Source organism: Bacillus sp. FJAT-29790 (assembly GCF_019039215.1).
Taxonomy (GTDB): domain Bacteria; phylum Bacillota; class Bacilli; order Bacillales; family Cytobacillaceae; genus Cytobacillus.
Genome location: NZ_JAHNZZ010000003.1, coordinates 343,967 through 363,370, shown reverse-complemented (window position 1 = coordinate 363,370; position 19,404 = coordinate 343,967). Strand labels below are relative to the sequence as shown.

Annotated in this window: 20 protein-coding genes; 19 read left to right on the top strand and 1 reads right to left on the bottom strand. The window is 41.8% G+C overall.

Annotation, left to right across the window (positions count from 1 at the left end; all coding sequences use genetic code 11):
* Position 1 precedes the first annotated feature (1 nt).
* Entirely contained in the window at positions 2-718 is a 717-nt protein-coding gene (locus tag BGM26_RS18485) for an N-acetylmuramoyl-L-alanine amidase (RefSeq protein WP_217041764.1), read from the bottom strand.
* Between the two features lie 772 nt (positions 719-1,490).
* Between BGM26_RS18485 and hprK the strand changes: the two genes are divergently transcribed.
* The 19 genes from hprK to BGM26_RS18390 form a co-directional block, all read left to right on the top strand.
* On the top strand, positions 1,491-2,426 hold the full coding sequence (hprK, locus tag BGM26_RS18480; RefSeq protein ID WP_217041763.1) for an HPr(Ser) kinase/phosphatase: 936 nt from the start codon (positions 1,491-1,493) through the stop codon (positions 2,424-2,426).
* A gap of 38 nt (positions 2,427-2,464) precedes the next feature.
* On the top strand, positions 2,465-3,283 hold the full coding sequence (lgt, locus tag BGM26_RS18475; RefSeq protein ID WP_217041762.1) for a prolipoprotein diacylglyceryl transferase: 819 nt from the start codon (positions 2,465-2,467) through the stop codon (positions 3,281-3,283).
* 252 nt (positions 3,284-3,535) lie between these two features.
* Positions 3,536-4,489, top strand: coding sequence for a nucleoside recognition domain-containing protein (locus BGM26_RS18470; RefSeq protein WP_217041761.1), 954 nt, complete (start codon positions 3,536-3,538; stop codon positions 4,487-4,489).
* Positions 4,473-5,126, top strand: a complete 654-nt coding sequence (ppaX, locus tag BGM26_RS18465) for a pyrophosphatase PpaX (RefSeq protein ID WP_217041760.1) — start codon at positions 4,473-4,475, stop codon at positions 5,124-5,126. The genes BGM26_RS18470 and ppaX overlap by 17 nt, the downstream gene beginning before the upstream one ends.
* Complete coding sequence (locus BGM26_RS18460) at positions 5,123-5,659, top strand: acyltransferase (RefSeq protein WP_217041759.1); 537 nt, start codon at positions 5,123-5,125, stop codon at positions 5,657-5,659. Before ppaX ends, BGM26_RS18460 begins: the two co-directional genes overlap by 4 nt.
* Positions 5,660-5,966: 307 nt before the next feature.
* Positions 5,967-7,151, top strand: a complete 1,185-nt coding sequence (locus tag BGM26_RS18455; RefSeq protein ID WP_254119696.1) for an ATP phosphoribosyltransferase regulatory subunit — start codon at positions 5,967-5,969, stop codon at positions 7,149-7,151.
* On the top strand, positions 7,148-7,795 hold the full coding sequence (gene hisG, locus BGM26_RS18450) for an ATP phosphoribosyltransferase (RefSeq protein WP_217041758.1): 648 nt from the start codon (positions 7,148-7,150) through the stop codon (positions 7,793-7,795). The genes BGM26_RS18455 and hisG overlap by 4 nt, the downstream gene beginning before the upstream one ends.
* 24 nt (positions 7,796-7,819) lie before the next feature.
* On the top strand, positions 7,820-9,091 hold the full coding sequence (hisD, locus tag BGM26_RS18445) for a histidinol dehydrogenase (RefSeq protein WP_217041757.1): 1,272 nt from the start codon (positions 7,820-7,822) through the stop codon (positions 9,089-9,091).
* Between the two features lie 17 nt (positions 9,092-9,108).
* Complete coding sequence (gene hisB / locus BGM26_RS18440) at positions 9,109-9,696, top strand: imidazoleglycerol-phosphate dehydratase HisB (RefSeq protein WP_217041756.1); 588 nt, start codon at positions 9,109-9,111, stop codon at positions 9,694-9,696.
* Positions 9,697-9,758: 62 nt separating this feature from the next.
* Positions 9,759-10,496, top strand: a complete 738-nt coding sequence (hisA, locus tag BGM26_RS18435) for a 1-(5-phosphoribosyl)-5-[(5-phosphoribosylamino)methylideneamino]imidazole-4-carboxamide isomerase (protein WP_217041755.1) — start codon at positions 9,759-9,761, stop codon at positions 10,494-10,496.
* Positions 10,490-11,248: an imidazole glycerol phosphate synthase subunit HisF gene (gene hisF / locus BGM26_RS18430; RefSeq protein WP_217041754.1), complete on the top strand. Its 759-nt coding sequence runs from the start codon at positions 10,490-10,492 to the stop codon at positions 11,246-11,248. The genes hisA and hisF overlap by 7 nt, the downstream gene beginning before the upstream one ends.
* The gene (gene hisIE / locus BGM26_RS18425; protein ID WP_217041753.1) at positions 11,245-11,895 is read left to right on the top strand and encodes a bifunctional phosphoribosyl-AMP cyclohydrolase/phosphoribosyl-ATP diphosphatase HisIE; all 651 of its coding nucleotides are present in this window, start codon (positions 11,245-11,247) and stop codon (positions 11,893-11,895) included. Before hisF ends, hisIE begins: the two co-directional genes overlap by 4 nt.
* A gap of 473 nt (positions 11,896-12,368) precedes the next feature.
* Positions 12,369-13,871 carry a tetratricopeptide repeat protein gene (locus tag BGM26_RS18420; protein WP_217041752.1) on the top strand — a complete coding sequence of 501 codons (1,503 nt, stop codon included), beginning with the start codon at positions 12,369-12,371 and terminating at the stop codon, positions 13,869-13,871.
* 94 nt (positions 13,872-13,965) lie between these two features.
* On the top strand, positions 13,966-14,922 hold the full coding sequence (gene trxB, locus BGM26_RS18415) for a thioredoxin-disulfide reductase (RefSeq protein WP_217041751.1): 957 nt from the start codon (positions 13,966-13,968) through the stop codon (positions 14,920-14,922).
* A 302-nt stretch (positions 14,923-15,224) separates the two neighbouring features.
* Complete coding sequence (locus BGM26_RS18410; protein ID WP_217041750.1) at positions 15,225-15,683, top strand: NUDIX hydrolase; 459 nt, start codon at positions 15,225-15,227, stop codon at positions 15,681-15,683.
* 238 nt (positions 15,684-15,921) lie between these two features.
* Positions 15,922-16,815, top strand: a complete 894-nt coding sequence (rapZ, locus tag BGM26_RS18405; protein WP_217041749.1) for an RNase adapter RapZ — start codon at positions 15,922-15,924, stop codon at positions 16,813-16,815.
* Complete coding sequence (locus BGM26_RS18400) at positions 16,812-17,801, top strand: gluconeogenesis factor YvcK family protein (protein ID WP_217041748.1); 990 nt, start codon at positions 16,812-16,814, stop codon at positions 17,799-17,801. The genes rapZ and BGM26_RS18400 overlap by 4 nt, the downstream gene beginning before the upstream one ends.
* A gap of 369 nt (positions 17,802-18,170) precedes the next feature.
* Complete coding sequence (gene whiA / locus BGM26_RS18395; RefSeq protein WP_217041747.1) at positions 18,171-19,115, top strand: DNA-binding protein WhiA; 945 nt, start codon at positions 18,171-18,173, stop codon at positions 19,113-19,115.
* Between the two features lie 32 nt (positions 19,116-19,147).
* A partial coding sequence (locus BGM26_RS18390) for an HPr family phosphocarrier protein (protein WP_217041746.1) occupies positions 19,148-19,404 on the top strand: 257 nt, incomplete at its 3' end.

Here is a 19,404-nt window from a genome sequence, read left to right as displayed (position 1 = left end):
GCTATTCAAAATGAATAAATGCATCATATCCAAGCGATTTTAGGGCATTAGCCAGATTTTCTGCACTTTTTCTATCATTAAATGCACCTACTTGGACTTTGTAAAGCCCTTTCTTTGAAAGTGGTTGTGAGGTTGAATTGGAAGGCATCGTTTCTGGATTTGTATTTTTTCTAATTAGTTTGTATTGATCGACAATCGCTTTAACAATGGCTTCAGCGCATGTTTTTTGGAAAGTATCTGACCGCATAAGCTTTGCTTCATTGGGATTTGTCATAAAGCCGCATTCAGCCAATACAGCTGTCATGCGCGTTTCCCTTAAAACGTGGAAATCAGCGGTCTTGACTCCGCGATCACTTAAACCTGTTGAAATAACTAAGTTTTTTTGGATTTTTTGGGCAAGCTCGTAGGCTTCCTTTGGTTTTGGAGGGTGTACATAGGTTTCGATTCCGCCGGCATTGTTCCAGCCTGAACCGTAGGCGTTTGCATGGATGGACACATAACAGTCGACCTTAAGCTGATTCGCTTTGTCTGTTCGTTCTTTCAAAGGGACGTCCCGTTCATCTGAATGTGCAAAATACACAGTTACGTTTTGATAGTTTTCAAGAAAATTCTTTGCGTAATTTGCAGCACCCCTGTTAAATTCGTATTCAGGCATGCCATCCGGGGTACGCTTCCCTGCTGTATTGTACCCGTGTCCAGCGTCCAGCATGATTTTCATACTTCCACTCCTTTCGAAAATAATGTTGTCTATTTCCGCCTCATTAAATTGGATAAAAAATTGTTCCCGTGTTTTTTATTAAACAGCGGTGAAATTTCGACGAAAATTCTATTCATTTTTTATCATATGAGCGGAGCTTCAAAAAGGACATGGACACGGGGAAAAAAGAGAAGGCTGTATAATCTATGATTTGGCTTTTTTTTAGATGTTTTCATGGATTTTTCCATTTTGGATTTCTACAATTATTATAGCAGCTACATAAGCGGATGGGCGGTTGACCATCTTCCGAAAGAGGGGAGGTGGGAAAAATGACGTTAAGTACTTGTAAATGAACTAGCACCTGCTGTTCTCATCGTCAAAGAAACAGAAAAAAGTAACCGCCGCCTCCAACCGAAGAGTAAGGTAGTTACTGTTTTTAAAACATGATCAGCCGCACTTCATGCGGCATGTAGTTGCTTTGATCGAGTGTTCCCGCACTCGATCATTTTTTTATTATATAAACAATTATACGGTATTTTACCATAATTTGCGAAGTTTTAAGCGCGAAAGAAAAGATGACACCTCCTAGTCCTGGTTCAGAACGATCCTTTAGTTTTTCTTAGAAATTTGGTTCTGGCTTAAAAAGTGCTAAAATAAAGTGAAACTTATTTTGAGAGGTATTTTCTTCTGAAAATCAATATACTTCCATGGCCGCCATAATAATTTATGAAGTGTTTCCAATAGTGTTAAGCTTTAAGAATAGGCAGTTCCCGTATAAAAGGAGGAAATGAAGTTGGCTAAGGTACGCACGAAAGACATTTTGGAAAAATTTGATCTGGAGCTTGTCAGCGGAGAGGATGGCATTAACCGCCCGATTATTACTAGTGATATTTCTAGACCAGGGATTGAATTGGCGGGCTTTTTTGATTATTATCCGGCTGAAAGAATTCAGTTAATCGGAAAAACAGAGCTTACATTTACAGAGAAATTAAACGACATCGATCGGCAAATCCGACTTGAACGCTTATGTTCAGATATTACTCCTGGAATTATTATTACAAGGGGTTTGGAAGTTCCATATGAATTAATCGAGGCTTCAGAAAGAGAAGCAGTTCCAGTTATAAGAACGAAGCAAAAAACAACCCGTTTTTCGAGTTTGTTAACGAACTTTCTTGAAAGCAAGCTTGCGCCAACAACAGCCGTCCATGGCGTGCTTGTTGATATTTATGGGGTAGGGGTGCTGATTACAGGAAAAAGCGGCGTCGGTAAAAGTGAGGCAGCTTTAGAGCTTGTGAAGCGTGGGCATCGGTTAGTTGCCGATGATTGTGTAGAAATAAGACAAGAAGATGAAAATACTCTTGTCGGAACTTCACCAGAACTGATCGAGCATTTATTAGAGATTCGCGGTTTAGGGATCATCAATGTGATGACATTGTTCGGTGCTGGTGCTATTCGCAGCTTTAAGCGGATTTCTATTGTCATGAATTTGGAGCTATGGGATCAGAACAAGCAATATGACCGACTTGGACTTGATGAAGAAAAGATGAGGATTATCGATACGGATATAACAAAGCTGACAATTCCGGTTCGTCCAGGCCGGAACTTGGCTGTCATTATTGAAGTAGCGGCCATGAATTTCCGCTTGAAAAAAATGGGCATGAATGCAGCTGAGCAATTTTCGAGCCGTCTCTCTGATGTCATCGAGGATGGGGACCACGAAGATCGGTAAAAATTGTTGAAAAAAGAGAAAAAGAAGGAGCAGTGATTATGGAATCGACTATTCAGCCGCTTAACCCGATTGCCATTGCCCTCGGCCCGATCGAAATCCGGTGGTATGGGTTAATTATCGGTATTGGCATTGCTTTAGCATTGATGCTTGTTATGCGGGAAGCAGAAAGACGGGGACTTGAAAAGGATTTATTTGCTGATTTGATGCTTTGGGCCATTCCGATCGCGATTATCTCAGCCCGAATTTATTATGTTATTTTTCAATGGGACTATTATTCACAAAACCCAATGGAGATTCCGAAAATATGGGAAGGCGGAATTGCCATTCATGGCGCCTTGATCGGTTCTGTGATCACCACTTATGTATTTGCGAAAAAGAAAAACGTTTCTTTCTGGAAAATGGCAGATATCGCGGCCCCAAGTATTATATTAGGGCAGGCAATTGGCAGATGGGGGAACTTTATGAATCAGGAAGCGCACGGCGGGGAAGTAAGTCGAGCGTTTTTAGAGAATCTACATCTTCCAGAGTTCATTATTAATCAGATGTATATCAATGGAACTTATTATCATCCTACGTTTTTATATGAATCCATCTGGAATATCGTTGGTTTTTTCATTCTGATTTTATTAAGAAGGGTAAATTTACGTCGTGGCGAGATGTTCCTTACGTACGTGATTTGGTATTCTGTGGGCCGCTTTTTCGTTGAGGGGCTGCGGACAGATAGCTTAATGCTGACTGAACACCTAAGAGTTGCCCAGACGATTTCGATCGTGCTGATTATTGGAGCGTTGATTCTTCTTGCTGTAAGAAGGATGAAGGGCTATGCAGATATACGTTACTTAGATAGAAGTGTTTAACTTTTAGGCAATTTTCGTATATATTGTCATTATCCTTCAAAGTTTGCCCGTTGTTTCCGCTACGGGCACTTGATTTCCGCGGGGAGGGACGGGAGCCTCCTCGGCGTTACCGTCTGTGGGGTCTCCCGCTTCCCTCTTTTTCCCGGGAGTCAAGTGCCCTCCGCTCCAATCAACTCAGATTGTTATATAAAATCACACTAAAAAAGAAACTTAACGAAAATAGTCAAATTTTTTACAAAGGGAGAAAGAAAAATGTTGTTAGAATCGTCAAAGAGGGGGATCATGGTTGGCTTAAAAACGACTTGGGCGCTCGGAAAAATTATATTCCCTGTGACGCTAATCGTTGCCATGCTTCAACATACACCTGTGCTGCCATGGGTTATCAATTTAATCACTCCGCTTATGAATTTAATTGGCTTGTCAGGGGATGCGGCCATCCCGATTGTATTAGGGAATTTCCTAAATATATATGCAGCAATCGGAGCGATATTATCGCTTGACTTGACTGTAAAAGAAGTTTTCATTACCGCGGTCATGCTTTCATTCTCGCATAACTTGTTAATTGAATCGAGTGTGGCTGTAAAAGTTGGTGTTAAGATTTGGATCATTCTCGCAGTAAGAATCGGTTTGGCTGTTATTTCTGCCGCTATTATTAATCTTGTTTGGCATGGTGGTTCTGAAATTGCGAAGTATGGGATTATTCCAGCAAAAGTGGAAGAGGTTACGGGCTGGACCCCTATTTTAATAAACGCCTTGCAAAAAGCGGGACTTGGCATTTTTCAGCTAGCGATCATCGTTATTCCACTAATGATCGTGATTCAGATCCTAAAGGATTTGAAATGGCTGGCTGTTTTTTCAAAATGGATGGCGCCGGTGACAAGAGTTTTAGGGATGAAAGAGAACACTTCCACGACTCTGGCGGCAGGTTTATTATTTGGCTTGGCATTCGGCGCAGGGGTTATGATTCAGGCTGTGAAAGAGGACGGGGTCAGCAAAAAAGATGTGACCATTGCTTTTATTTTTCTCGTGGCATGCCATGCGGTTGTTGAAGATACACTGATATTTGTCCCATTAGGTATTCCGGTTCTTCCGCTGCTACTGATCCGTTTAGGCGTAGCGATTCTGCTGACACTGATTGTCGCATTTATTTGGAACCGGATTGATTTTGGTAAAAGAAAGGAAGCAGCTTATGAGCACTCAAATTAATACGTTTTTATTCGATTTAGATGGCACGTTAATAGATACAAATGAATTGATTATTTCTTCATTTTTACACACATTTGATAGTTACTGTCCTAATCGCTACAAACGGGAGGATATTCTGCCTTTTATGGGTCCGACTCTTACTGAAACATTTGAGTCAATTGATCCGGAAAAGGTAAACGAAATGATTGCGACTTACCGAAAATTCAATATTGAAAATCATGATCTTCTTGTGACGGAATTTGAGGGTGTTTTTGAAACGGTTCGTACATTAAAGGAATCTGGTTATAAAATAGGCATTGTGACGACGAAGGTTTCTCATGTTACTGAGATGGGATTGAAGCTGACAAAGCTGGATCAATTTTTTGATGTCGTTGTCACCTTGGATGATGTTCAGAAACCGAAGCCAGATCCGGAACCAATTTTTAAAGCATTGGAGCTTTTGGGATCAAAGCCTGAAGAAGCGATTATGGTCGGCGATAATTCACATGATATTCTCGGCGGCAGAAATGCGGGTACGAAAACAGCGGGTGTTGCTTGGAGTGCGAAAGGAAAAGAGTTTTTACTGGGCTTTGAGCCGGATTATATGCTTGAGAACATGGCTGACTTGCTTGATATCTTCAAGGTTGAAGGAAAATGAGGAATACCGAGCGATTTCCGGTAGAAGGGGGCAATTCTCTCTGGCATGTGTACAAAACTGTTCCCTTCTGGAAAGTGGTGAAGAATTTCGCTGTTATTCAAATGGCTCGGTATACCCCATTTCTAGGGATGAAAAATTGGCTGTACCGGACTTTTTTAGGTATGAAGGTTGGGGAGCGAACATCTTTTGCGCTTATGGTTATGCTTGATGTCATGTTTCCTGAAAAAATTAGCGTTGGACGTAATACGGTCATTGGCTATAATACAACGATTCTTGCACATGAATACTTAATTAAGGAGTATCGGCTTGGAAAAGTGGAAATTGGCAGTGAAGTGATGATTGGTGCCAACTCCACGATCTTGCCTGGGGTGTCGATCGGGGACGGTGCGATTGTGTCTGCGGGTACGCTCGTTCATAAAAATGTTCAGCCTGGAGCCTTTGTTGGCGGCAACCCGATGAAGGTAATCTATACAAAAGAAGAAATGGCTGAACGCTGGGCAGATGACCCGATTTATGGCGTAATCAAGGAATAGCGATTGAAGCTCTGTTTGCATTTTGCAGACGGAGCTTTTTTGGATTCAATTTTCGTCAGAGTGAAAACAGAATTGTGTTAAAATTCCAATGGATTGAACGGAAATCTCAATAGCGTACAGTCTGTTACCATTTGAAATAACCAATTCCGTAAAAGGACACACTAAATAAAATACCTTCTACCTATTATTTTCGGCATCTTTTTTGTTGACGAAATTTAAGATGCGCGTTAAACTACATATATCTTTAATTTACTACCATATTAGCGAACTAAAGGATTCGGAACTTTTAGTTATGAGGTGAATTTCATTGAGCCGTTTATTTATGTTTGAAAAGCCGTTAGGCATGAGGGATACATTACCAGACTTATTTGAAATGAAAAGCACGGTCAGGTCTTTGATTGAAGGAGAGATGAAGCTGTGGGGATATCAGTTTATTGAGACACCTACACTTGAATATTACGAAACGATTGGTACAGCATCAGCGATTTTAGATCAGAAATTATTTAAGCTGCTTGATCAGCAAGGGAAAACGCTTGTGCTGCGCCCTGATATGACTGCGCCGATTGCCCGGGTGGCGGCTTCGCACTTGTTAAAGGATGAATTACCGCTAAGGCTAGCTTATTCCGCAAAAGTATACCGCGCCCAGCAAAGGGAAGGTGGGCGTCCGGCTGAATTTGAACAGATCGGAGTCGAATGCATTGGCGATCATACGATTAGTGCTGATGGCGAAGGAATCGCTTTAATGATTTCTTCTTTAAAAGAAGCAGGACTGGAAGATTTTCAGCTTTCAGTAGGGCATATTGGATTTGTCCGTGAATTTTTCCTGCATGTTCTTGGAACGGAAGAAAGAGTCGATGCCCTGACAAGATATCTATATGAAAAGAACTATGTAGGCTACCGAGAGCATGTTAAGAGTCTAGCCCTTTCCTCTATTGATAAGCAGCGCCTTCTAGATTTTCTAAAGCTTCGTGGCGGGGAAGAAATCATAGGCCAGGCCTATAGTCTATTAGAAAACGGTTTAGGAAAAGAGGCGTTGATTCAGCTGCAGCAACTTTGGGAAATTATGACTGATTATGGGCAAGAGGAAAAGGTGAAATTTGATTTAACACTCGTGAGTCATATGAGCTACTATACAGGGATTTTATTTGAAGTATATGCAGGCAATGTAGGCTTTCCGATTGGAAACGGAGGCAGGTATGACTTATTGCTTGAGAAGTTCGGTAAATCAGCGGCGGCAACTGGATTTGCGATCCGGGTTGACCGCCTTCTAGAAGCACTCGGGGATATAGGGGAAAATGAGCCATCTTATTGTATTTTATTTAGCCAGGAGCGAAGACAAGAAGCATTCCGATATGCAATAGAGCAGCGGAAATCCGGTAAAAAGGTTGTCCTCCAGGATATTAGCGGGGTTAAGGATATTGATGCTTGTACGAGCCAATACGAAGATATCGTCTTTTTAGTCGGCAAAGCTGGAAAGGAGCCTGTCAGATGAATGGTTTAATAACGATCGCTATGCCAAAGGGGCGTATATTTAATGAAGCGGCCGATTTACTTCGCAAAGCAGGCTTTCAATTGCCGCCCGAATTCGATGATTCAAGAAAGTTAATTATTGATGTTCCAGAAGAAAAGTTCCAGTTTATTTTAGCGAAGCCAATGGATGTTCCGACATATGTCGAACATGGCGTTGCTGACCTTGGAATTGCCGGAAAGGACGTCATGCTTGAGGAAGAGCGGGATGTATATGAATTACTGGATTTAAAAATAAGTGCCTGTTATCTTGCAGTTGCGGGCTTGCCTAATACAAAAATGAACGATGTGGCTCCAAAGGTTGCATCAAAATATCCAAATGTCGCGGCAGCTTATTTTCGGGAGCAAGGAGAGCAGGTCGAAATTATTAAGCTAAATGGTTCAATTGAGCTAGCTCCTTTAATCGGCCTTGCAGACCGAATTGTTGATATTGTTTCGACTGGACGAACATTAAAAGAGAACGGTTTAATCGAATACGAACAAATTGCGGAGATCACGTCAAGATTGATCGTAAATCCTGTCAGCTACAGGATGAAGGATGAGCGCATTAGTGAACTTGTCGATCGCCTAAGCGAAGTAATAAATGCTGGGGTTACGATAGAGCCTTAATGCTTTTGAGAGGGTGAACAGCGGGTGAGGATTTTAAAAATAAGTGATCAGATTTCGATTAAGCGATCGGTTGATAACGGCACGGAAGAGCAGCGGATCGTTGTTAAAAAGATCATTGAGACTGTCCGCCGTGACGGCGATCAGGCTGTAAAAGACTATACGGAAAAATTTGATGGAATTTCTTTAGTCGATTTAGCCGTAACAGCTGAAGAAATAAAAGAAGCCTATCAAGAAATTGATGATGAAATACAATCTGTGATCAAGGAGGCGGCAGATAATATTCGCTTTTTCCATGAAAAACAGCTTCGTCCTTCATGGATGACAACAGATGAGAACGGTACAATTCTTGGTCAAAAGGTAACACCGCTTGATTCAGTAGGACTGTATGTGCCGGGGGGAACGGCTGCTTATCCTTCATCGGTTTTAATGAATGTGATTCCTGCTAAAGTAGCAGGGGTCAAAAGAATTGTGATTACTTCCCCAGTTGATAAAAAGACAGGAAAAATCCCTCCCGCTGTTTTAGTGGCGGCCAATGAAGCTGGTGCTAAAGAAATCTACAAGGTCGGCGGTGCCCAGGCGATCGCCGCACTTGCATATGGAACAGAATCAATTGCTCCTGTTGATAAAATTACAGGTCCCGGAAATATTTATGTTGCACTCGCAAAACGGGAAGTTTTCGGTGATGTTGATATTGATATGATTGCAGGACCAAGTGAAATAGCTATTTTAGCAGATGAAACGGCAAAGCCGGATGAGGTCGCGGCAGATCTATTATCTCAGGCTGAACATGACACGATGGCAAGCAGTGTCCTTGTCACTCCTTCAGAGGAATTGGCTAGGGCAGTTGCGGAGGAGGTTGAAAAGCAGCTGGCAGAGCTTCCCCGTCAGGAAATCGCTAGACAATCGATTGAAAACTTCGGTGCCATTTATGTTAGCAATACAATGGAAGAAGCTGTTGATATCATCAATCGCCTCGCTCCAGAACATTTAGAAATCATAACGGAGAATGCGATGGAGCTGCTCGGGCAAATCCGCCATGCTGGAGCGATTTTTATCGGCCGTTATAGTCCTGAGCCTGTGGGAGATTACTTTGCGGGGCCGAATCACGTCCTTCCTACAAACGGAACGGCTCGTTTTTCAAGTCCGTTAAATGTAGAAGATTTTCAAAAAAAATCGAGTATCCTTTTTTACAGTGAAAAAGCGCTTATGCAGAACGGGGAAAAAATAGCTGCTTTTGCCCGCTTAGAAGGGCTTGAAGCACATGCACGTGCGATTGAAACAAGAATAAGAAAATAAGTGATGGAGGATGTCAAATGACAAGAACTTCTGAAGTAACACGAAAAACAAGTGAAACGCAAATACAGCTTTCATTAAATATAGATGGGGAAGGCAAAAGCCAATTGGAGACAGGGGTGCCATTTTTATCACATATGCTTGACCTGTTTGCCAAGCACGGTCAGTTTGATCTGACTGTAAATGCAAACGGCGACACAGATATTGATGATCACCATACAACAGAGGATATCGGCATTTGCCTTGGACAAGTTCTGAAGGAAGCGTTGGGTGACAAGAAGGGAATTAAGCGCTATGGGAACGCTTTTGTTCCAATGGATGAGACTCTTGCTCAAGTGGTAGTGGATTTAAGCAATCGTCCTCATTTGGAAATAAGAGCTGATTTCCCGAGCCAGAAGGTTGGCACTTTCGATACGGAGCTTGTGCATGAGTTTCTTTGGAAGCTTGCACTTGAAGCAAGGATGAATTTGCATGTCATTGTTCATTATGGAAAAAACACGCACCATATGATTGAGGCAATTTTTAAAGCACTCGCCCGTGCATTAGACGAGGCGACGACAATTGATCCACGGGTTAAAGGAGTTCCGTCATCGAAAGGGTTGTTATAAATGATCGGCATGGAGCTTTTACGTAATTTTACAGAGTTGGCAGGGGAAAGGATGAATAGTCGATGAGCTTTACCATTTATCCAGCAATTGATATGAGGGGCGGCAAATGTGTTCGTCTGTTGCAAGGGGATTACGATCAGGAAACGGTTTACGGAGATTCTCCTTTTAAAATGGCAAAGAAGTTTGCTGATGAGGGAGCCGAATGGATTCATATGGTTGATCTGGACGGGGCGAAGGATGGAAAAAGAGTGAATGATGCTTCTGTTATACAGGCTGCTAAAGAGCTAAAGGCTAAGGTACAAATCGGCGGCGGAATCCGTATAGAAGAGGATATTGTTCATTATCTTGAAAACGGAATTTCCCGTGTCATCATTGGAAGTATTGCTGTTTCTAATCCGGCGTTTGCAATCGAAATGATTAAAAAATATGGCAGTAAAATCGCCGTGGGGCTTGATGCAAAAAACGGATATGTAGCTACACATGGTTGGCTGAATACATCTGAAGTAAAGGCGGTAGATTTAGGAAAGCGGTTTGCTGATGCAGGAGCGGAAACGTTTATTTTTACAGATATAGCTACAGATGGAATGCTTTCCGGTCCGAATGTTGAAGCTGTACGTCTACTGGCAAAGGAAACAGGAAAAAGTGTAATCGCTTCAGGGGGAGTTAGTGAGCTTGCTGATTTAACGCGATTAAAAGGATTCTCAAAAGAAGGAGTTGCCGGAGTGATCGTCGGGAAAGCCATTTACGAAGGGCGCTTTTCGGTAACAGAAGCATTAAGAGAGGTGGACACATCATGTTAACGAAACGGATCATTCCCTGTCTGGATGTAAAAGAAGGGCGGGTTGTAAAAGGAGTTCAATTTGTTCAGCTAAGAGATGCTGGCGATCCGGTTGAGCTTGCGCGTTTTTATGACGAGCAGGGTGCTGATGAGCTTGTTTTTCTTGATATCTCTGCCTCGCTTGAAGGCCGAAAAACGATGGTCGAAGTGGTCAAGGCGGTCGCTTCTGAACTAGCCATCCCATTCACAGTTGGCGGTGGAATTAATACGCTCGAAGATATGAAGCGGATTTTAAGAGCTGGGGCTGATAAGGTTTCTCTTAATACGGCTGCTGTAACGAATCCGGATGTAATAACAGAAGGTGCCAAATTTTTTGGTTCACAGTGTATTGTTGTGGCGATTGATGCAAAATACGATGAGGAACTTGGATCTTGGCGGGTGTATACACATGGAGGCCGCACGCCAGCTGATCTTGAAGTCATTGAATGGGCGAAAGAAGCAGTCGAGCGTGGAGCGGGAGAGATTTTACTTACGAGCATGGATTCCGATGGCGAGAAAAATGGCTTTGATATTGCCTTGACGAAAGCTGTAAGCGAAGCCGTTTCTGTTCCGGTTATTGCTTCCGGAGGAGCAGGAAATGCGGAACATTTTGCGGAAGCCTTTATCGAAGGAAAAGCGGATGCTGCTCTGGCTGCTTCGATTTTTCATTATAAAGAAACATCCGTTTCGGAAGTCAAAGCTTTTTTAAAAGAAAAAGGGGTGACTGTCCGATGAATATTGAAGCAATCAAATTTGATGAAAAGGGCTTTATCCCTGCTATTGTTCAAGATGCGGGAACAAAAGAAGTCCTGACACTCGCGTATATGAACCGGGAATCCCTTGTGAAATCTGAAGAAACCGGTGAAACATGGTTCTTCAGCCGTTCAAGACAAGAGCTTTGGCATAAAGGTGCGACGAGCGGGAACACACAGAAAATTGTTGAAATGAAATTCGACTGCGATAAGGATGCAATTGTAGTGTTGGTGGATCCAGCGGGGCCAGCCTGTCATACAGGGACGACAAGCTGTTTCGCGGAAAGTTTTTACGAAGGAAAAGCGGTTGTTGATGCTAATCTGTCAGACTACCAGATCCTTCTCAATCTTGAAAAGGTCATCAAGGAGCGAGAACAAGAACGTCCAGAAGGGGCCTATACGACCTATTTATTTGAAAAAGGCGTAGATAAAATTTTAAAAAAGGTCGGCGAAGAATCAGCTGAAGTCATCATAGCGGCTAAAAACCGTGATCAGGAAGAGCTTAAATGGGAGTCTGCTGATTTGTTGTATCACCTCCTCGTTCTATTAAGAGAACAGGAACTTCCTTTTAAAGAAGTTCTGAAAGTATTGAAAATCAGACATGATAAAAGCGAAAATCCGGCTGAATAACGGCCGGTTTTTTGTTGAGTTACTACTCAATTTTCGAATTCGTTGATAAAGTATATTCTTAATGAAAAGGTATCAGATATTATGAACCTATTTTTAACAGAAGGTTGTTTTGTTAAGTTTATTGCTTTTATAATGTGATTTTTATTTAATAATCTGAGTTGATTGGAGCGGAGGGCACTTGATCCTGCGGGAAATAGAGGGAACGGGAGACCCCACAGGCGGTAACGCCGAGGAGGCTCCCGTCACTCCCCACGGAAAGCAAGTGCCCGCAGCGGAAATCAACGGGAAAACTTTGAGAGCTAAAACAACAATATGTGCGAAAATAGCCTAACAGAATGACTGAAAATACATGTTTTAAAAAGATAATAAAAAAGCGGTTCAATTGGTAACTTCTTATTATTCTCCAATCCCTTCTCGAGAAGCTTGCTCATATGATATACTACTGGAGTTAATTAAGAATGGTGGAGGATTTCATGAGCAAAGACTCTAAAGCTAGACAACCAAAAGGAAAATTATTGTCATTTAACCCGACTGGTGAGTATTATTTTTCAAAAGGAATAAAGGCTTACCATAGAAGGGATCTTTATAAAGCAAAAAAATATTTACAGCGTGCGATGCAGCTTGAGCCAGGCGAACCGATGATCGTCTGCCAATTAGCGATTATTTGTTCGGAAATGGCCGAATATCAACAAGCGAATCAATATTTGCATCTGATTCTTGACGAACTTGATGAAGAAATGGTGGAATGTCATTACTTTCTCGCTAATAATTACGCCCATTTAGGGTTTTTTAAGGATGCTTATCATCATGCGAACTTATACATGGAGCTAGAACAGGATGGGGAATTTCTTGAAGATACGGAAGATCTTCTTGAATTGTTAACGATGGAAGCGGAAGAGTTTAACGAGGAACTTTATGAACAGGATGATCTCATTACGAAGCAGGAGCAAGCTCGGGAGCTGCTTGAATCTGGTCATTTTCCGAAAGCCGTTGAAGTTCTCAATTCCGTCATTGAGGAGTATCCTGAATACTGGTCTGCCTACAACAATCTGGCACTTGCATACTTTTACCTAGGTGAAATCCAAAGGGCTTCTGATATTTTAGATAAGGTCTTCGAAGAAAATCCAGGAAATCTGCATGCACTCTGCAACAAACTCGTTTTTGCCTTTTATCAACGCGAGTTTAAAGAAGTAAAGGAAATGAAGGAAATCTTGAAAAAGATTAAGCCGATATCGACCGAGCATCAATTTAAGCTCGGAGCAACACTAGCGTTGACGGGCGAATATGATGAAGCCTATTCATGGCTTCGCAAGCTGCAGAAAAAAGGATTTGACGGAGACGGTGCCTATTATTATTGGCTCTCCTATGCGGCCTATTTTACAGGCAAAGAAAATATTGCAAGGTCAGCCTGGAAAAAAGCTGTTGAAATGAATCCTGAAAAAGAGGGATCTGAGCCGTGGAATGATGAAAAATCTCCTTATGACGGGTTTGAGAACCATCATTCAACCATTTTAAAAAAATTTGACAGTGATTATATGGAGGAACGCCTTTTTGCCATATTTTTAACTGCTATGTCCAATGGGAAGGAAAAGATATTAGCCTCTAAAGAAATCAGTCAAAACGATAAATTGTCCCATTTTGAAAGGGAGTATTTGGCTTTCGTTCGATCTGGCAACGATGCAAAACAGCTGAAAATGAGACCAGTGCATGAAACCGCGGCACTGCTATATCAAACCTATCACCCGATTGGAACCGTAGAAGCCGGTTTATTTTTAATGTGGTTTACGGTTGTTGCTGAAATCGTTAAAAATAATCAATCGATAAAGAATCATAAAGCATGCGCGGCTGCAATTGAGTATGTCTGGATGAAACTGAGAGGGGAAAAAATATCTCAGCAACTCATCGCCGGCAAGTACGAAATGTCTTCTTCGACCTTACAGAAATATGTGAAATTGGTGAACAATTTCATTGAGTAAGCAGATATTTGGACGAAAGGTTCTTATTTTTATAGGATGAATGTAGGAAGGTTATACTATAGAATACGTTCACTGATAGAAGGAGTGGTGCAACATGACTGAAGAAAAAATTTATGATGTCATTATTGCAGGTGCCGGGCCAGCTGGAATGACAGCTGCTGTATATACATCCCGTGCCAATTTATCAACATTAATGATTGAACGCGGGGTTCCAGGCGGGCAAATGGCTAATACCGAAGAAGTTGAAAACTATCCGGGATTTGAGCATATTTTAGGTCCTGATTTATCAACGAAAATGTTTGACCATGCGAAAAAATTTGGCGCAGAATACGCTTACGGTGATATAAAGGAAGTAATTGACGGGGAAGAATATAAGACAATTATTGCTGGTTCCAAGCAATATAAAGCCCGTGCTGTCATTATTTCCACAGGTGCCGAATATAAGAAACTTGGCGCTCCTGGAGAGAAAGAGCTAGGCGGTCGGGGTGTTTCTTATTGTGCAGTTTGTGACGGAGCATTCTTTAAAGGAAAAGAGCTTGTTGTTATCGGCGGCGGGGATTCGGCTGTTGAAGAAGGCGTTTATTTAACTCGCTTTGCGACTAAGGTAACAGTCGTGCATCGCCGCGATGAGCTGCGCGCTCAAGCTATCTTGCAGAAACGTGCATTTGATAATGAAAAAATGGATTTCATCTGGAATCATACTGTAAAGCAAATTAACGACAAAGACGGCAAAGTAGGAAGTGTAACCATCGCATCTACTGAAACAGGCGAAGAACGGGATTTCGCAACAGATGGCGTCTTCGTTTATATCGGGATGGTCCCACTATCAAAGCCGTTTGAAAGCCTAGGGATCACGAACGAAAATGGGTATATTGTGACGAATGAAGTGATGGAAACGAAAGTTCCAGGTATTTTTGCAGCTGGGGACATTCGCGAAAAATTGCTGCGCCAAATTGTGACAGCAACCGGAGATGGAAGCATTGCTGCACAAAGTGCCCAACATTATATTGAAGAATTAAAAGAAAGCTTAAAAACGAAAGTTCAATCCTAGAATGTGCGTCTTTACTCTAAACTCACAAAAAGTAATTTTGTTTTAATTTTCCTGTAACCTTAATGAAATAAAATTCGGGTATGATAGAAATAGAAATTGACCCCCTTTTAAAGATATATTCTTTAGTAAAGCACAGAGAACCTGTGCTCTTTTTTTTGCCTTCATCCGTAAAAATGATCCTCAGACTGAACAATGTTTTTCTTTCGAAAAGTTGAAAATTCAATTCATTGTGACCCTATGACAAAAATAGTATAATGAAATGAATTAATGCAGGTCAGTCTAGAAAACTGAGGTGAAGGATGTTGCAGCGAGTCACTAACTGTGTATTATTGAAAGATGATCAAGTTTTGCTTTTACAAAAGCCAAGCCGGGGCTGGTGGGTAGCTCCTGGCGGCAAGATGGAGCCTGGAGAGTCAGTTAGGGACTCATGCATCCGTGAATTCAGGGAGGAAACGGGGATTTATTTGCGCAATCCGAATATAAAGGGGATTTTCACCTTTATTATGAAAGATAAAGACCGGGTTGTTTCAGAATGGATGATGTTTACCTTTTTTGCAACGGAGGCCGATGGATTAAACCAGGATGAGACGGAAGAGGGGAAAATTCTTTGGCATCCGTTTGCGGACATAAAAAATCTCCCGATGGCCGCCGGGGATTATCATATTCTAGAATATATGATTCATGGAAAAGGAATTATATACGGAACCTTCACCTACACGCCAAATTTTGAGCTAATCAGTTATCGACTAGATCCAAGCTGAATTTAGGATCTTTTATATTCTAAAGTTGTGTTTGAAGTTGATTGAAGCAGAAGGTGCGAGACTCCTACGGGAGAAGCGGGACAGGTGAGACCCCACAGGCGCAGTGCGCCGAGGAGGCTCACCGCCTGCCCCGCGGAAAGCGAGCTTCCTCGAGCGGAAATCTACTATACCACTTTTTACTTAAATAGCAACAAAGTTTGGAAACAGCTAATTTCTTAGATACAGGGGGAAAACGAATATGAGTACGGGTGCAGTGAATGAAACGCAAATAGTCATTATTACTGGTATGTCAGGTGCGGGAAAAACAGTTGCCATTCAAAGCTTTGAGGATCTTGGTTTTTTCTGTGTCGATAATCTCCCGCCTACTCTGTTGCCCAAATTTCTTGAACTGATGAAGGAATCAGGGAATAAGATGAATAAGGTTGCTTTAGTTATGGACCTTAGGGGCCGTGAGTTTTTTGATCACCTGTTTAAAGCACTTGATGACCTTTCGGAAACTTCATGGGTAACGCCGCAAATTCTTTTTTTAGATGCGGATGATTCGACATTAGTGCGTAGATACAAAGAGACGAGGAGACGCCATCCCCTTGCTCCTTCAGGTCTCCCTTTGGAAGGGATAAAACACGAGCGTGAGCTTTTGGAAGAGCTAAAGGGGAGAGCCCAGCTCATTTATCATACAACTAAATTGAAACCAAGAGAACTCAGGGAAAAAATCTTAACGGAATTTTCTTTAAATAAAACTACGATGTTTACGATTAATGTCATGTCCTTTGGTTTTAAGCATGGACTCCCGATTGATGCCGATCTTGTTTTTGATGTGCGGTTTCTGCCAAATCCTCACTATATCGACCACATGCGGCCAAAAACGGGGTTGGACGAAGAAGTTTCCACCTATGTGCTTAAATGGACAGAAACGAATAAATTCCTTGAGAAGGTAACAGAGCTGTTAAGCTTTATGCTCCCTCATTATAAAAGAGAGGGCAAAGCCCAGCTTGTTGTTGCAATCGGGTGTACGGGCGGGCAGCATCGTTCTGTCGCTTTAGCTGAATATATTGGTGATCATTTTAAGAATGATTATCATACGCAAATTACACACCGTGATATCGAGAGGAGAAAGGATAAAGAAACATGAACAGGACCAGACAACCAAGAATAGTCACAATCGGTGGCGGAACTGGATTACCAGTTCTATTACGCGGGTTAAAACAATATCCTGTTGATATCACAGCTATCGTGACTGTAGCCGATGATGGAGGCAGCTCCGGAAGACTAAGAAACGACTTGCACATCCCGCCTCCAGGTGATATTCGGAATGTGCTGGCGGCTTTGTCTGATGTGGAGCCGCTGATCGAGGAAATGTTTCAGCATCGTTTTACAACATCGAATGAGTTATCGGGGCATTCGCTGGGCAACTTAATTCTTGCAGCGATGACCTCAATTACTGGTAATTTTGTTCATGCGATTCAAGAAATGAGCAAAGTTCTGAACGTCAGAGGCAAAGTGCTGCCGGCAGCAAACCAAAGCGTTATTTTACACGCTGAGATGGAAGATGGTACAGTTGTTTCAGGAGAATCTAAAATTCCATACTCGGGGAAAAAAATTAAAAAGGTATTTTTGACACCGCAAAATATTAAACCTCTACCTGAAACCATTTCCGCGATCAGAAGGGCTGATTTGATCATTATTGGTCCGGGAAGTTTGTATACGAGCATTTTACCAAATCTTCTCGTCCCTAAACTTGGGGCGGAAGTTTGCCGATCAAGGGCTAAAAAGGTGTATATTTGCAATTTAATGACACAAGCAGGTGAAACTCACAACTTTACAGCTAGTGATCATGTAAAAGCTATTTATGATCACATGAATTGTTCTTTTATTAACACGATTCTTGTTAATAATGAGGATATCCCTGCACATGTTCAGGAACGGTACAAGGAAGAAATGGCTCAACCGGTCTACTTTGATACCGAGCGCCTTCATGAACTAGGACTAGAAGTCATTCACGGAGAAATTGTTAGTCTTAAAGATGGTAAGATTCGTCATGATACACAAGAGGTTGCAGCAATGCTACATTCTTTACTCATCGATGAAATGAATAAACGAATGAAGAGTAAGGACTAGATGCGTGCACCTTTAGAAAGTGATTATTAAGGTGAACTCTTAGAATATATATTAGGAACAATCTGCTTTTGGATTGTTCCGAAGGCGCTTGCGCTTTTTTATTGGATGTAATTAGTGAATGTTGTTGATATTAAAGTATGATTTTTTATAAAAATCTGAGTTGATTGAAGCGGAGGGCACTTGACTCCTGTGGGAAATAGAGGGAACGGGAGACCCCACAGGCGGTAACGCCGAGGAGGCTCCCGTCACTCCCCACGGAAAGCAAGTGCCCGCAGCGGAAATCAACGGGCAACCTTTTTATAGCCAAAAATAATAATTATGCGAAATGAGCCTAATTTATCAGCGCTTTTCTATTAAGGGGGTGAAGGAATGTCTTTCGCTTCAGAAACGAAAAAGGAATTAACGAATCTTGAGGTAAAGGATTGCTGTGGGAAAGCGGAATTGTCGGCGCTTATTCGGATGAATGGGTCTGTTTCTTTTTCCAACAGAAAGTTAGTTGTCGATATTCAAACTGAAAATGCAGCGATTGCAAGAAGGATTTATATCTTAATTAAAAAGAATTACAGTGTACAAGTGGAGCTTCTTGTCAGAAAAAAAATGAGATTAAAGAAGAACAATGTGTATATTGTCAGATTGTCGGAGCAAGCAAGCGAAATTCTGGATGATTTGAAAATACTAAGTGAAGGCTTTGTTTTTACTCACAATATTTCGGAGGAATTAATCAAAAAGAAATGTTGTAAGCGCTCTTATTTGCGAGGGGCATTTTTGGCTGGGGGTTCGGTTAATAATCCTGAAACCTCTTCTTACCATCTTGAAGTTTTTTCACTTTATAAGGAACATAATGACTCTCTATGTGAATTAATGAATACATTTGCATTAAATAGTAAGACGCTTGAGCGGAAAAAGGGATTTATTACGTACTTAAAGGAAGCAGAAAAGATTACAGATTTTTTAAGTGTGATCGGTGCCCATAACGCCCTGCTTCGATTTGAAGATATCCGGATTGTCCGTGACATGAGGAATTCTGTTAACCGGCTAGTTAATTGTGAAACAGCGAACTTAAACAAAACGATTGGGGCGGCATTGCGTCAAGTTGAAAACATCCGTTTTATTGACCAAACGGTGGGTCTGCATGTTTTACCTGATAAATTGAAGGAAATAGCAGAGCTGCGCGTTGCCTATCAGGATGTCACATTAAAAGAGCTTGGGGAAATGGTCTCGGGCGGAAACATCAGTAAGTCGGGAATTAACCATCGTTTAAGAAAGATAGATGAAATCGCAGATAAGCTGCGAGCCGGCGAGTCAGTTTTATAATACAAAACGATTTTATAGGGAGGAAAGAGAGAATGGTCGAAAAACAGGTTGAAGTCAGGTTAAAGACGGGTTTACAGGCACGCCCGGCTGCGTTATTTGTTCAAGAAGCAAACCGGTTTTCATCGGATGTCTTTCTCGAAAAGGACGGAAAGAAAGTAAATGCGAAAAGCATCATGGGTTTGATGAGCCTAGCAGTTAGCACAGGCTCCGTCATCACCTTAATCGTAGATGGAAAAGACGAGACGGAAGCTCTCGAAGAACTATCCGAATATATTCAGCAGGTGAATTA

Bases quoted from the DNA above. Each gene is read 5' to 3' on its own strand.
- BGM26_RS18485 (WP_217041764.1), bottom strand. From the start codon at position 718: ATGAAAATCATGCTGGACGCTGGACACGGGTACAATACAGCAGGGAAG.
- lgt (WP_217041762.1), top strand. From the start codon at position 2,465: ATGGAATCGACTATTCAGCCGCTTAACCCGATTGCCATTGCCCTCGGC.
- BGM26_RS18470 (WP_217041761.1), top strand. From the start codon at position 3,536: ATGTTGTTAGAATCGTCAAAGAGGGGGATCATGGTTGGCTTAAAAACG.
- ppaX (WP_217041760.1), top strand. From the start codon at position 4,473: ATGAGCACTCAAATTAATACGTTTTTATTCGATTTAGATGGCACGTTA.
- BGM26_RS18460 (WP_217041759.1), top strand. From the start codon at position 5,123: ATGAGGAATACCGAGCGATTTCCGGTAGAAGGGGGCAATTCTCTCTGG.
- hisG (WP_217041758.1), top strand. From the start codon at position 7,148: ATGAATGGTTTAATAACGATCGCTATGCCAAAGGGGCGTATATTTAAT.
- hisB (WP_217041756.1), top strand. From the start codon at position 9,109: ATGACAAGAACTTCTGAAGTAACACGAAAAACAAGTGAAACGCAAATA.
- hisA (WP_217041755.1), top strand. From the start codon at position 9,759: ATGAGCTTTACCATTTATCCAGCAATTGATATGAGGGGCGGCAAATGT.
- hisF (WP_217041754.1), top strand. From the start codon at position 10,490: ATGTTAACGAAACGGATCATTCCCTGTCTGGATGTAAAAGAAGGGCGG.
- hisIE (WP_217041753.1), top strand. From the start codon at position 11,245: ATGAATATTGAAGCAATCAAATTTGATGAAAAGGGCTTTATCCCTGCT.
- BGM26_RS18420 (WP_217041752.1), top strand. From the start codon at position 12,369: ATGAGCAAAGACTCTAAAGCTAGACAACCAAAAGGAAAATTATTGTCA.
- trxB (WP_217041751.1), top strand. From the start codon at position 13,966: ATGACTGAAGAAAAAATTTATGATGTCATTATTGCAGGTGCCGGGCCA.
- rapZ (WP_217041749.1), top strand. From the start codon at position 15,922: ATGAGTACGGGTGCAGTGAATGAAACGCAAATAGTCATTATTACTGGT.
- BGM26_RS18400 (WP_217041748.1), top strand. From the start codon at position 16,812: ATGAACAGGACCAGACAACCAAGAATAGTCACAATCGGTGGCGGAACT.
- whiA (WP_217041747.1), top strand. From the start codon at position 18,171: ATGTCTTTCGCTTCAGAAACGAAAAAGGAATTAACGAATCTTGAGGTA.